Origin of the sequence: Desulfuromonas sp. (genome assembly GCA_002869615.1) — a bacterium.
GTDB lineage: Bacteria > Desulfobacterota > Desulfuromonadia > Desulfuromonadales > UBA2294 > BM707.
In genome coordinates, this window is the sequence record PKUH01000009.1 from 26,703 (window position 1) to 40,113 (window position 13,411).

13 protein-coding genes are annotated in these 13,411 nt (G+C 54.7%); 10 read left to right on the forward strand and 3 right to left on the reverse strand.

The window, feature by feature from the left end:
* Positions 1 to 21 precede the first annotated feature (21 nt).
* From C0623_01635 to tkt, 5 genes are all read left to right on the forward strand, one after another.
* Positions 22 to 828 (forward strand): TIGR04211 family SH3 domain-containing protein, encoded by an 807-nt coding sequence (locus C0623_01635; protein PLY03381.1) that lies wholly within the window; start codon positions 22 to 24, stop codon positions 826 to 828.
* Between the two features lie 41 nt (positions 829 to 869).
* Positions 870 to 1,484, forward strand: coding sequence for an arylesterase (locus C0623_01640; protein PLY03395.1), 615 nt, complete (start codon positions 870 to 872; stop codon positions 1,482 to 1,484).
* Positions 1,485 to 1,755: 271 nt separating this feature from the next.
* On the forward strand, positions 1,756 to 3,060 hold the full coding sequence (locus C0623_01645; protein PLY03382.1) for an aminotransferase: 1,305 nt from the start codon (positions 1,756 to 1,758) through the stop codon (positions 3,058 to 3,060).
* A 50-nt stretch (positions 3,061 to 3,110) separates the two neighbouring features.
* Entirely contained in the window at positions 3,111 to 4,460 is a 1,350-nt protein-coding gene (locus C0623_01650) for a gamma-glutamylcysteine synthetase (GenBank protein ID PLY03383.1), read from the forward strand.
* Positions 4,461 to 4,850: 390 nt separating this feature from the next.
* Positions 4,851 to 6,836, forward strand: a complete 1,986-nt coding sequence (tkt, locus tag C0623_01655) for a transketolase (GenBank protein ID PLY03384.1) — start codon at positions 4,851 to 4,853, stop codon at positions 6,834 to 6,836.
* A gap of 469 nt (positions 6,837 to 7,305) precedes the next feature.
* Here tkt and C0623_01660 read toward each other — a convergent pair whose 3' ends face one another.
* Together C0623_01660 and C0623_01665 are read right to left on the reverse strand one after the other, a co-directional pair.
* Positions 7,306 to 9,099, reverse strand: a complete 1,794-nt coding sequence (locus tag C0623_01660; protein PLY03385.1) for an oligoendopeptidase F — start codon at positions 9,097 to 9,099, stop codon at positions 7,306 to 7,308.
* Between the two features lie 155 nt (positions 9,100 to 9,254).
* Positions 9,255 to 9,539 (reverse strand): endonuclease, encoded by a 285-nt coding sequence (locus tag C0623_01665; GenBank protein PLY03386.1) that lies wholly within the window; start codon positions 9,537 to 9,539, stop codon positions 9,255 to 9,257.
* 143 nt (positions 9,540 to 9,682) lie between these two features.
* Between C0623_01665 and C0623_01670 the strand changes: the two genes are divergently transcribed.
* From C0623_01670 to C0623_01690, 5 genes are all read left to right on the forward strand, one after another.
* The gene (locus tag C0623_01670) at positions 9,683 to 10,312 is read left to right on the forward strand and encodes an RNA polymerase sigma factor (GenBank protein PLY03387.1); all 630 of its coding nucleotides are present in this window, start codon (positions 9,683 to 9,685) and stop codon (positions 10,310 to 10,312) included.
* Positions 10,309 to 10,767, forward strand: a complete 459-nt coding sequence (locus C0623_01675; GenBank protein PLY03388.1) for a hypothetical protein — start codon at positions 10,309 to 10,311, stop codon at positions 10,765 to 10,767. The genes C0623_01670 and C0623_01675 overlap by 4 nt, the downstream gene beginning before the upstream one ends.
* Positions 10,764 to 11,000 carry a hypothetical protein gene (locus tag C0623_01680; GenBank protein ID PLY03389.1) on the forward strand — a complete coding sequence of 79 codons (237 nt, stop codon included), beginning with the start codon at positions 10,764 to 10,766 and terminating at the stop codon, positions 10,998 to 11,000. Before C0623_01675 ends, C0623_01680 begins: the two co-directional genes overlap by 4 nt.
* On the forward strand, positions 10,997 to 11,557 hold the full coding sequence (locus C0623_01685) for a hypothetical protein (protein PLY03390.1): 561 nt from the start codon (positions 10,997 to 10,999) through the stop codon (positions 11,555 to 11,557). Before C0623_01680 ends, C0623_01685 begins: the two co-directional genes overlap by 4 nt.
* A 122-nt stretch (positions 11,558 to 11,679) precedes the next feature.
* A complete protein-coding gene (locus C0623_01690) occupies positions 11,680 to 12,186 on the forward strand; it encodes a hypothetical protein (protein PLY03391.1) in 507 nt (168 codons plus the stop codon).
* Positions 12,187 to 12,277: 91 nt separating this feature from the next.
* Here C0623_01690 and C0623_01695 read toward each other — a convergent pair whose 3' ends face one another.
* Positions 12,278 to 13,390, reverse strand: a complete 1,113-nt coding sequence (locus C0623_01695) for a hypothetical protein (GenBank protein ID PLY03392.1) — start codon at positions 13,388 to 13,390, stop codon at positions 12,278 to 12,280.
* Positions 13,391 to 13,411 lie beyond the last annotated feature (21 nt).

Consider the following 13,411-nt stretch of genomic DNA (forward strand, 5'->3'; position numbering starts at 1 on the left):
ATTCAACCCTGCTTTCTGTCTATGTTCTATAAATTCAATTCATTATTATGGTCACTCGCTCGCAAGACAAGGTCGACCCGCTTTTTCTTCAAGGAGGATGTTATGAAAAGGGCCATTTCGGTTCTGCTTTTGGCCACTACTCTTTCACTTGCCGCCGTAGCATCACTGTATGCTGAAACCATTTACGTCGGCGACCGTCTGGTCGTTGGCATCCGTGCGACTCCGGAGGCGGCCGCTCCGTCAATCGGCAACCTGACATCGGATGACCCGGTTGAACTCCTGGAAGAAGGCGATGTTTTTTTCCTCGTCAGAACGGAAGATGGCACGGAAGGGTACATCAAAAAACAGTACCTGACCCGGTCCCGGCCGAAAAATCTGATTATAGCAGACCTCGAAAAAAAGCTGGCCCGGGAGAAGAAAGCGCTGGCCGATCTTAAGGCATCGATGTCGAGTTCCGAGTCCGATCTTGAGAAAAATCAGGCCAAACTGAATGCCACGATCGAGCAACTGCAACAGCAGCTGGCCGAGCAGGAAAAGGAACTGACCGAGCGTGCCAAGGGAGCGGAGAACCTGAAACAGGATCTGGCCGAGGCCCGCAAAAAGTTCAATAACCTGAAAAAGGATTCCGAAGATGTCATCAGCATCGTCAACGAACGGGAAAGGCTCAAGCAGGAAAACGCGGGATTGACCGATGAGCTGAACTCGCTGCGCGAAGAGAATGCTTATCTGTTGCGAAGCGGAGTTATCAAGTGGTTTCTGGCCGGCGCCGGCGTGCTTTTTATCGGCTGGATGATCGGTAAAAGTTCACGCCGTAAGCGGCGCTATTGATGGCGCTGCAAACTGACCATAAAACGAAGGACAATTTTTATATGAAACTATTTCGCCATCTTTTCCTGACCGGACTTCTGCTGTCCCTGCTCCTGGCCGCCTGCGACAATGGCGATCGTTTCAGCTTTTTACGTCCCAACGATGTCATTCTCGCTTTTGGCGACAGCCTGACGCATGGAACCGGGGCCAGCGAAGACAAGAGTTACCCGGCCCAGCTCGAAAAAATGCTTGCGCGCACGGTCATCAATGCCGGCGTTCCGGGTGAGGTTACAGCCGAAGGGCTGAAACGCCTGCCGGGATTACTCGATAAGCATGATCCGGATATGCTGATCCTCTGTCACGGCGGCAATGATATCCTGCGCCGTCTCGACCGGGAAACGACCATTGCCAACCTCAAGGCGATGATTGGCGAAGCGCAGGCACGTGACATTCCGGTTATCCTGGTTTCGGTACCACAGTTCGGACTGTTCATTGACTCGGCCCCCTTCTACCAGGAGATCGCCGACGAAATGAAGATTTTCTGTCAGAACTCAATTGTCAGCGAAATCCTGACCGATAAATCGCTGAAGAGTGACACCATTCATCCGAACGCTGACGGGTACTTCCAGATGGCGGAGGGGATCGCCGATCTGCTCAAGGAGCACGGGGCAATCTAGCGTCAGGATTCTGTTGACTTTTGAATGGCAGATATGATAACTGATTCGACTTACAGGAGGAGTTCATGACTTTTTCATCGGTAGATACAGCACAAGCGAACAACGCGGCGGCCGCAGCGCAAGCCGCGCGCACCCTGTTGTCTGTTTTTCTGCCGATTGTCTGAACGCTTTTATTCTAACCACACCCAAGGCCATGGCAGAGAAACCATGGCCTTTTTTAATGCATGCAATCGCTTCTGGCGACTGAATTTGATAAGAACAGGAGATTAAAATGCGGAACAATATCGTCCATATCGGTGCCGGAGAACTGACCTACGAAATCCGGGCTATTGTCGAGATCGCCGACACACTGAAATCACTCGGGATCAAGACCAACATGGAAAACATCGGTGATCCGATCGCCAAGGGGGAAAAAATTCCCGACTGGATGAAGAAGATCGTCGCCGACCTGGCGATGAAAGATTGCACCTACGGCTACTGTGCAACCAAGGGCGTGTTAGAAACCCGTGAGTTCCTGGCCGAAATGACCAACAGACGGGGCAAGGCGCAAATCACCGCTGATGATGTTATCTTTTTCAATGGCCTCGGCGATGCGATCCAGAAGGTTTATGGCCTGCTGCGCCGTGAATCACGCGTCATCGGACCGACTCCGACCTATTCGACGCATTCATCCGGCGAAGCGGCTCATGCCGGCCAAAGACCGGTCTGTTATCGGCTCGATCCGAACAACAACTGGTACCCCGACCTTGATGACCTGCGCCTGTCGGTCAAATACAATCCGGCAATCTCCGGCATTCTGATTATCAATCCGGACAACCCGACCGGCGCTGTCTGGCCGGAGCGGATTCTCAAGGAGATTGTGGCGATCGCCCGGGAGTACGATCTCTTTATCATCGCTGACGAGATTTACCAGAACCTGGTCTACAACGGCCAGTCGACCAAGCCGATTTCCGACCTTGTCGGTGATATTCCGGCCATCTCGATGAAAGGGATCAGCAAGGAACTTCCATGGCCCGGATCGCGCTGCGGCTGGATCGAAGTCTATAATGCCGATAAGGATCCGATGTTCAAGCGGTACATTCAGAGTATCCTTGATTCAAAGATGGTCGAGGTCTGCTCAACCACCCTGCCGCAAAAAGCGATCCCGCCGATCCTGAGCCATCCCGAATACCAGGGTTGGCTCGACGAACGGATTGAACGCTACGAAAGATTTTCAAACATCGCCTACGATCTTCTGAAAAAGGTCCCCGGAATACGTTGCAACCGGACCAACGGCGCCTTTTACATGAGTGTCGCTTTCGAACGGGATGTTTTGAACAACAAGCAGACGCTGCCGATCGAGATCCCCGAAGTCAAAACCCTGGTTGAAGGCCTGGTCAACGAACCAGGGATCAGCCTCGACAAGCGCTTTGTCTATTATCTGCTGGCATCGACCGGGATCTGTGTCGTGCCGCTCTCGTCGTTCTTTACTCCCGAGCTCGGATTCCGGATTACCCTGCTCGAGCGGAACGAAGAGGAGTTCACCAAGATTTTTGAATCAATTGCTTTCAGCATCGCCGCTTATCTCAAATCGTAATGGGTATCTTCACAATATTCATTCGTGTTATTTCATGCTAGGCTAAAGTCATGCCTGAGCCGATACTCGCCATGGATCAGCCTGTTGAGACCAAACAGCAGCTGATCAACTATCTCTCCGCCGGCGCCCGCAAACCGGAAAAGCGCTTTATTGGCGCCGAACTGGAAAAACTGGTGATCGTCAGGGAAAGTGGTGAAGCGGCCCCTTTTTCGCGCATTGAAGAACTCCTCAGACGGCTTGCGCAGACCGGCGGCTGGGAGGGCATCCGTGAAAACGACCACCTGATTGCCCTGCAGGGGAGCGACTCTTCGATCACTCTCGAACCGGGAGGTCAGCTTGAGCTTTCCGGTGCCCTCTGTTCCGACATTCACTGCTGCCATGGCGATCTGATCCGCCACCTGCGCCAGATTTCCGGCCAGGCCGAAGAGCTTGGCCTCGCCTTTCTCGGCCTCGGCCTGCATCCCTTCTCCGGACTCAAAGATATAGAATGGCTACCGAAGGACCGCTACAAGATCATGGGTCCGTACATGCAAAGGCTCGGCGGCCATGGCCGTGAAATGATGACCCTCAGCGCCGGCGTCCAGATCAATCTCGATTTTATTGACGAAGCCGACTGCGTCGAGAAACTCCGCTTCGGCATGATGCTCTCACCGCTTCTTTACGCCCTGTTCGCCAACTCCCCCCTGCTGCACGGCAAACCGTCGGGCTACCTCTCGACCCGCGGTCATTTCTGGTCAACCACCGACCCGGATCGAACCGGACTGATTATGGCGCTCTTCGACGATGACGCCAGCCTTGAAACCTACGTCGATTATGCCCTGAACGTGCCGATGTACTTTATCGTTCGCCAGGGTCAGTACGTTGACCTGACCACTGAACGTTTCACCTTTGCCCGCTTCTGGCAGGAGGGCCATGCCGGGCATCAGGCCCTGATGTCCGACTGGATTCTTCATCTTTCGACCATCTTCCCTGAAATCCGGTTGCGACCGCAGCTCGAAATCCGTTCGATCGATTCTTTGCCCCAGAACATGTCGCTGGCCGCAGCGGCGTTACTCAAGGGGCTCTTTTATGACAAGAACGCCCAGGCCGATGCGATGCAACTTTTCAGTCCGCAAGAACTGACTGAAACCTACCGGCAATCCCCGAAGTCAGGCCTCGCCACACCGCACAACGGCCATACTCTTCAGGATATAGCCATCGACCTGCTTGTCCTCGCCCGGGAAGGGCTACAGCGGCAAAAAGTCCGCAACAATTGTGGCATGGATGAAACCATCTACCTCGATATCCTCGACGAAATGGTCGCCAGCGGCAAAACCCTGGCCGAGAGGCTGTTGCAGGACTGGCACGGCTCCCATGCCAATAAGCTGGCAGCGCTGATCCGGCATTGCGCCATGACCTGATCCATCCCGTCCCGACAAATCGACTGCACATCCCCACAGTTTTATCCTGTCAGACCTGATGCAAAATTATGCGGATCGCCACCTGTTTTTTATTGCTTTTCAACGATACGATACAACCATCAAACAAACCTTCTTCCTCCACCACCTCGCTCTAGACCGGCCCACGACGCCTCCACGTCGGGCCGGTCATTTTTTATGGGTTTACAAGAACCGCCGCAGATGTAAAAATCCCCTTCAAATAATTCTGTCATTTCCGCTAAGCAGGAATTCCTGCACAAGGTATTGGCCGCAGAGAACACAGAGGCCGCAGAAATGATTCCGATATATTTTTAAGATGTACTTTCGCTGTGAACACCGTGGTTCACCCTATTAACAATTTAAGGATTCAACATGTCTGAAAAATTTACCGAAGCTGCTACCGAATCGATCAACACCATCCGTATGTTATCCGCCGATGCCGTCGAAAAAGCCAACTCGGGCCACCCCGGGACACCGATGGAAGCTGCCCCGATCGCCTATCTGCTCTACCGCCATCACCTGCGCCACAACCCGGCCAACCCTGAATGGCCTGGCCGCGATCGTTTTATCCTGTCGTGCGGTCATGCTTCGATGCTGCTCTACAGCTCGCTTTTTCTCTCCGGCTACGACCTGACGCTTGACGACCTGAAAAATTTCCGTCAGCTCGGCAGTCCGACCGCCGGCCACCCGGAGTTCGGTCATCTGCCCGGCATCGAAACAACGACCGGCCCACTCGGTCAGGGGATCGCGGTTGCCGCCGGCATGGCGATGGGCGCCCGCTTTCTGCAGAAGAATGTCAGCCAGGAGTTGTTCGACTACCGGACCTACTGCCTCTGTTCCGATGGTGACCTGATGGAAGGGGTTTCCGCTGAAGCGGCTTCGCTGGCCGGCCATCTCCGTCTTGGCAGCCTGATCTGTCTTTATCTCGACAACAAGATTACCATTGAAGGGGATACCAGCCTCGCTTTTACCGAGGAAGTCGCAACCCGTTATCTCAGCTACGGCTGGCAGGTTCAGCATGTCGAGGGCGAAAATCTCGACGATATCAACCGGGCTATCGAAAAGGCAAAACATTCGCCGCGACCGTCACTGATTCTGGCGCGCAGCCATATCGGTTACGGCGCTCCGAACAAACAGGATACCGCAGCCGCGCACGGTGCGCCGCTCGGTCAGGATGAGTTGAAGCTGACCAAGCAGTTCCTCGGCCGGGATCCCGAACAAACGTTTCAGGTTCCCGAGGCTGCAGTTTCGCACATGGGTGAAGTAAAGAGCATCGGCGCAAACCTTGAAGCCGATTGGCAGAAAAAACTGGCAGAAGAGCTGAAAGAGAATACGAAACTCGCTGCCTGGCAGCAGGCTGCAAATGGCGAGCTGCCGGCAGGGTGGGATGATCTGCCGACCTTCGCAGCCGGAGAAAAACTGGCGACCCGCCAGGCGAGCGGTCAGACCCTCAATGCCCTGGCCGACAAGCTGCCACTTCTGCTCGGCGGTTCCGCCGACCTCGGCCCCTCTAATAATACGACCCTGAAAAACGAAACATCCTTCGGCCCCTGTACGAGCGGCCGCAACATTCACTTCGGTGTCCGTGAACACGCCATGGGAGCGGTCATGAATGGCCTGGCCCACACCGACGGCCTGATTCCCTTCGGCGGCACCTTCCTGATCTTCGCCGACTACATGCGGCCGCCGATCCGCCTTGCAGCGATGATGGGCCTGCAAACAGTCTACGTTCTGACCCATGACTCGATCGGCCTCGGCGAAGACGGCCCGACCCATCAGCCGATTGAACAATTGCCGGGCCTGCGCGCCGTTCCAAATCTGACGGTGATCCGCCCCGGCGACGCCAACGAAACGGTTGAAGCCTGGAAGGCAGCGATCGCCAATCAGTCGGGACCGACTGCGCTGATTCTTTCGCGGCAGGGCTGGCCGACCATTGACCGCGAGCAATATCCGCCGGCCGCCGAACTGCACAAGGGCGCTTATGTCCTGAAGCAGGAAAGCTCGAAGCTCGATGCGGTTCTGATTGCCAGCGGCTCGGAAGTTCCTCTCGCCATGACAGCCGCTGCCGAACTCGAAGCTGATGGGCTCGGTGTGCGGGTCGTTTCGATGCCTTCGTGGGAACTGTTCGAATTGCAGAGCCAGGAATACCGTGACGAGGTTCTGCCGCGCGACTGCCCGAACCGGGTTGCCATCGAAGCTGCCAGCATCTTCGGCTGGGAACGCTACATCGGCAGCAAGGGCCTGGTTATCGGCATGTCCGGCTTCGGTGCCAGCGGCCCGGCCGACCAGCTGATGCAGCATTTCGGCTTTACCGTCGAAAACGTCAAGGCCAAGGTTAAATCACTTATCGCCGACTGATCCTTAAAGCTGATGAACAATAAAAGGGGACGACCCGTTAAGGGTGCGTCCCCTTTTTATATATAACCCATAAGCAGGGGGAATCAATTGATGATTTTGACTCACCCCCGTAGCTCTTGAGGTCGCTACCGTCAGCACAATCACAGAACCGTAGCCCAACCGCAACCGCCACGGAGATGTGACGCGTTTGCCTCAAGGCAAACTCCCAAACAGCAAAGTTGAACAGAAATGATTCAGCCCGGACAAAAGCCCCCTGCAAGGGAGCCGTTTTCTGCATACTCTTTTATGGCTCAATAAAAGAGTATGGCGGAGTGCGCGGCCGCAACCGCGCGGTTCTCTTGTATTCAGGGACACTTTCCTGAACTTCGAGAGTGTCACCATCCAACCAATCACGGTCGCCGGTATTGCTCGGCGGTCCTACATGGGCCTCGGCAGAGCAGTGGGAACAGTCAAAAACAAGACAGTTTCATCAACCTTCAGCTGCGATCAGCTCCTCAAGATTGCTGAGCATGCTTTCGACGAAATCATAACCACTCTGCCAGAAGTTGGCATCGCCGAGATCTATACCGAGCGGTTCGAGCAGGGTTTGCGGCCGGTCACTGCCGCCGCTGGCGAGAAGTTCAAGGTATTTCTGCTTGAACGCTTCACCTTCAAGCAGATACTTCTGGTAGAGGGCGAGTACCAGCAGCTCGCCGAACACATAGCTGTAGCAGTAGAAGCGGGCGTGGATAAAATGACTGATGTAAGACCAGCCCCAGCGATACGGTTCGATCATCTCGACATCATCACCAAACAGCTTGGCGTTCTCCTGCCACCAGAGCTGGCAATAATCATCGGCCGATAGCAGCCGCTCGCCCCGCATCCGATGCGCCGCCAACTCAAACCGGGTCAGGACATTCTGGCGGAAGGTGGTTGCGATAATATCCTCGATCTTGCTGCAGAGTAAGGCAATCTTCAGCTGCCGGTCGCTCTCCTTTTCAAGCAGCATCCGGGTCAGCAGCATTTCACCAAAGACCGAGGCGGTCTCGGCCATCGGCAATGGCGCGTGATAGTGGAAGAGATTCTGCCGCCCTGAGAGCGAGTAGTGCACGGCGTGCCCGAGCTCGTGGGCGAGCGTCGAGACATCACGCAGATTGCCGGTAAAGTTGAGCATCACATAGGGTGACCACTCCGGCAGAATCCCCATACAGAAAGCGCCGCCGCTTTTGCCGGGGCGCGGGTAGACATCGGTATAACCGTCATTCATGATCGCGGCGGCCCGATCAGCCAACTCCGGCGAAAACGCTGCAAAGCTCTGCTGTACCAGCTCCTTCGCTTCGTCATATTCGAAGGTTCGCGGATTGGCATTGATCGGCGCATAAAGGTCACTGTTCTTCAGTCGATCGTAGCCGAGCAGCCTTTTTTTCAACCGGAAGTAGCGCTGGGCCAGGCCATAATTCTCCTCCGTAACCTGCATCATCTGCTCGACCATCTGCGGTTCTGTTTCACTGCCGAGATGGGTCGGCGTCATCAGGTCCGGGTAGTTGCGAAGTTCAGCCTCACGACCATGATCGAGCAGAATATTATTAAAGCAGTTGACCAGGACCGTGCTGTTCTCGGCATGTTTATTCAGGAACGTCGAAAACGCCTCTTCCCGTACCGACCGGTCGGTATGATAGAGCAACGACAGCAGCTCTTCACCGGCAACTTCCCGTGTCTCTTCCTCTCCCGGCATCCTGAAGCGGAACCTGAACGAGGAGGTCGCCTCGTCAAACAGGCTGACAAAGGCCTCCTTGCCGGAGAGGTCCTTGCGCTTGATCACCTGCTCCACCTCCTCGGCAAGTGCATAGGGGGCGTTAGCCCGTATATTATCGAGGTAGTGCCGGTAGGGTGCGACATCGTCATCGGCGAGCAGACGATTGAAGGTCTCGTCATCGAGCTGCAAGAGCTCGAGTTCGAAGAAGAGCGTCTCCTCGGTCACCGCGGTCAGGATTTCCCGGGCCCGGGCAAGCAGCGCCTTGTGACTCTCATCTTCACTGTTGCCGGCGAACAGCAGGTAGGCGTAGTGATACGGTACGAGGGCCAGGCGTTGTAATTCTTCGTAGTCACGCAATGCCGCGGCCAGAGTCGAGACATCCGGACCGACTGCAATTTTCCCCTTGTAGGCACGACTGAAGGCAGCAGCGTCGGCGACTGCCTTTTTCAAATCATTCTCAATTTTCGGATCATCGATGGAACTGTAGATTGGACTCAGATCCCACTTGTCAGTTGTGTCTTTTTTCATTATTAATTCCTTTAAAATCTTATGCCACCAAGGCGCCAGGGACACCAAGAAACCAGGACTTCTATTTTACGGAGAGCCGCAGAGAAGGAGAGAAAACCTCCTCCCATCAGCCCAGACCATGAGATGTCATTCCCGACTAGATCGGGAATCCATTTTCATATTATTGACTCATAAAGGTCTTGCCACTCGGGATTATTGTTTTCAATCAATTCAATTTTCCAGGTTCTGTTCCATTTTTTTATCTGTTTTTCACGCTTTATTGCTTCGCTAATATCATCGAAAACTTCGTAATAGACGAGCATTGATAGATCGTATTTTGATGAAAAACCAACTATTACTTTTCCTTTGTGTTGATATATTCGCTTTGGTAAATCTGATGTCACCCCTGTGTAAAGTGTACCTCTAGGCTTATTCGTTAAAATATAAACACAGTACCGCATTGCCCCCTCCCAAAAATGGATCCCCGCTTTCGCGGGAATGACACAACATATAACACAACTAAAATTATTAACAAACTGTCAACCAAATCTCTTTTTCACCGTCTACATAGCTGTAAACTTCAAAATGAACGGTTTTAATATTTATGAACTTTTGCGCAGTTGACACCACCATAAACGGCGGGTACGCTCTGCCAATGGATAAACGGCAGGAAACGATACTTCTCGAACAGGCGCGCGACGGATGCGAGCAGAGCTTTGAAACCCTGGTCCGCCAGAACTCCGGGAAAATGATCCAGCTCGCTTTTCGGCTGGTCAACAACCGCTCGGATGCCGAAGAGATCGTTCAGGAAGCATTTCTCAGGCTTTATCGTTCCCTCGGTTCTTTTCGCGGTGAGAGCCGCATCGGCACCTGGCTCTACCGGACTGTCAGTAATCTGGCGATTGATCATCTGCGCCGCGAGAAAATCAAACGGAAACTGTTCTTCCTGAAACGGAACAGCGACGATGCCGACCCGGTCGAATTTACCCCATCTTCTGAGCCGGCCCAGGACGATCAGCTGATGGCCCGGGAAGAGCTGGCTACAGTCGTTCAATCCCTCGACAAACTTTCACCGCGTCAACGCACCGTCCTGACTCTTCGCCACCAGGAGAATCTGTCGATCAGGGAGATCGCCGACATTCTCGGGCTGAGTGAAGGGAGTATAAAAGTGCACCTGCACCGGGCTATTCAAACCCTGCGTGCAGCTCTTGATGATATGGGAGACAAGCCATGATTGAAAAGAATTGCCCGAACGAGGAGGACCTGTCCCTCTACGCGACCGGCGACCTCTGCGGCGATGCCCGCATCGCGCTTGAAGAGCATCTCGAAGTTTGCCGGGACTGCCGACAAACCGTGGCGTCTATAGAACGGACCCTCAATGCCTTGCCGCGCCTTGATCTTGAACTTTCCGACAATGAAACAAGCGCCTTTGTTCAACAGGTTGCTGCCAGTTTGCCGCGGCGGAAAGGCTTTTTCAATCTGCAGACCGTCGGGGCGGCGGCAACGACCATCGCCGCCGGTCTGGCAGCAGTATTCGTATTCAGCCCAGACCACATCGCACCCAGAACCGGTTCGACGACTACCATTGTTGCCACTGATATCGATCTGGTTGAACAGCTGGAGATGATCGAACACATGGAGCTTCTCGAAGAGCTTGAATTGCTCGAACTGCTTGACGACAGGGGATGATCGGCATGCGAATCACGTTTTTGTTCCTTCTTTTAACACTTATCTCCTCCCCGGGGTACACTTCGCCGGACCAGGACGAACCGCCGGCCGCAGAGAACGAGGTCAATAATCAAGAGAAGGCGGAACCGCTGCCGGTCGAGGATAAGGATGTGGTTGCTGATCTCGAATTGCTTGAGCTTTATGAATTGCTGGTGAATATGAACGCTCTCGCCAGTATGGAGGATACCCGATGAAACGATTGATCACATACAGCATTCTGGTCGCGACATTTCTATTTGTTTTGCTGTTGCCGGTCCTTGCCATTTCGGCGCCGGAGGCCCGCCCCGTAGAGATCGAGGCGGCAGCCGATTTCGACCAACTCAAGCAACGCTGGCAGAACCTGTACCCGGACGAACGGCAGCAGATGCGGCAGCGGTATCAGAAATTCAAACAGTTGCCGCCGGAACAGCAGCAGCGCCTGCGCAATCGGCTCAAGCAGTTCCGCAAGCTGCCGCCGGAAGAGAAACAGATGCTGCGCCGACGCTGGCAGCGCTGGCAGGAGATGCCGCCGCATGAACAAAAGCGGATCCGGCAACGCTTCGAACGTTTCCGCCAACTCCCTGCTGGCGAGCGCCAGCAGTTGCGCCGCGATCTACAGGATATGCGCCAGCTTCCGCCCGAAGAGCGTTACGAGTATCGGCGCCAACTGCGGGATAAATATTTCAGCGGCGACGCTCCCGGCAGCTACGGTGGAGGCGCTGGTTCTTCCGGCGGATCCGGCCCGGGCGGCGGTGGTGGTTCCAGCCGCTAGTTCTCCCGATTATCGAAAAAAGGGCTGCAGTCAATGCGGCCCTTTTTTCTTTGCGTCTTTCCGTCTCTGCGTTATATTTGAAGTTGATAATATGTTTATGATTTTTTCATGGGGAGTCTTTTATGAGCATTGCCGATTATTGTAAAAAACTCGACAGCCACCTCGCCGGGATCGAATCCGTCGACGCACGGATCAAGGCATCGGCCGAAATTTTGAGCAAGGCCTACAAGGTCAGCATCGACGAGGTCGCGATCTTCCTGCTCGACCATGCGAAGGACCTGATCCATTTTCACTGGCCGCTCAAGCTGAAGAAGATGGGTTTCGTGCCGCTCTCTTCGCACGACTCCCTGGCCGCCAAAACAGCCCGCGAAAACAAGTCTTTCCTCAATAACCGTTTCGCTTCGGTTCATCACGCATCGATTTTCGAAAAGGTTCGACTCGAAAAAGAGGGGTCATCTCCACAACCGATTCAGAAAATCATATCGGTCCCGATCCCGGGAGAAGAAAAATGCAAAGGGGTTGTCCAGATTTCGCGCAAAGGTATAGCAGAGGATTCGGTCAAAAATTTCAGTGATGGTGATCTTAAAAACCTGGCCGAGATTGCCAAGACCCTCTCAACACATTTCTAAATTTTCAATAATAGAGAAGGGGACACTTCCCATTTGGAAGTGTCCCCGCTTTATCGTCTCGTCACTCGTCACTGATCACTAGCAACTGCCTTCAAGGCAACTCGTAAACCACCAGCTTCGACTGCACCAGGTCGTCTCCGATCCCCCTGACCAGGGCGGTCACGATTTCATCACGGTCGTCGTTGTCAACATCGGCAACCTGGAAGTCGGCGAGGTAGCCGCCCTTCGGATCGGTGTGCCACGCCTCTTCGAGACTGTCGCCGTCCCAGACCAGGCCGGCCAGCAGGCTCTCCGAAAAGACCTTGGAGCTGAACATCCCGTCATCCCCCTTGTTGACCGGCACCAAAATGGTTCCATCCGGCATTCTGTCGAGATTCGCCTTGAGATAATACTTGAGCTTGTCGCCCCTGGCGTTCGGGTCTTCCCGCAAGATATAGGCGCTGCTACCGCCGAGAACCTCGTCGCTGTCCCAGATTTTCTTGCCGGTCAGCTTGACGACCTCGAGGCGCTCGTTGATATCGAACAATACGACGACCCGCTGGTCGTCAGACTGGATTGGTAAAAAACCGTTGGCCGTCAATTTCCCGGTCCCGAAATCGATCTCGGCCCCGTTGTCGAAGTCATCGCCCTGGCGCTGCAACCGGTAGACCTTGCCGCCGTAGGTCCGCTCGGTATCGGCGGCGCGCTGGGCGGCGATGACCGTCTCCTCCCACGGGATATCAACGCGGCGGAGAAAATAAGGGATATCATCTGCGATGATTCGGTATTGGCCGTTGACCTCTTCGGCGACCAGCGAGGCAACGACTTCAATGTCACGGCTGATATCGAGCTTGACCGCCGAGATGTAGAGCTCGGGACGGCCGTTGCCATCGAGATCGGCCGCATCGATACCGACCAGCCGGGTCCGCTTCGGGATATCGATAAAACCCTGGCCTTTGTACTGTCCGCCAGCCAGAGACCCGATCAGCACCTTGTTGGTAAAGGCGCTGACCGTTTCAACAACGCCATAGCCGTCGAGATCGACCACGGCAACACCGACCATCTCACCCGGCATGTCAGGTCCGTTCCAGACCCCTTCCATATCGGTTGATGGTCGGCCAAGGCCGGTCGCGGTGCCGGCCGACTTGCCGGCGGCAACAATTCCGGTCTGCGGCTGGGCCAGGGTCGTCGCCTGCGGTCTGGTCACGGCAATCGGTGCCGCCACCGTTGACGGTTTCGCCGCGAC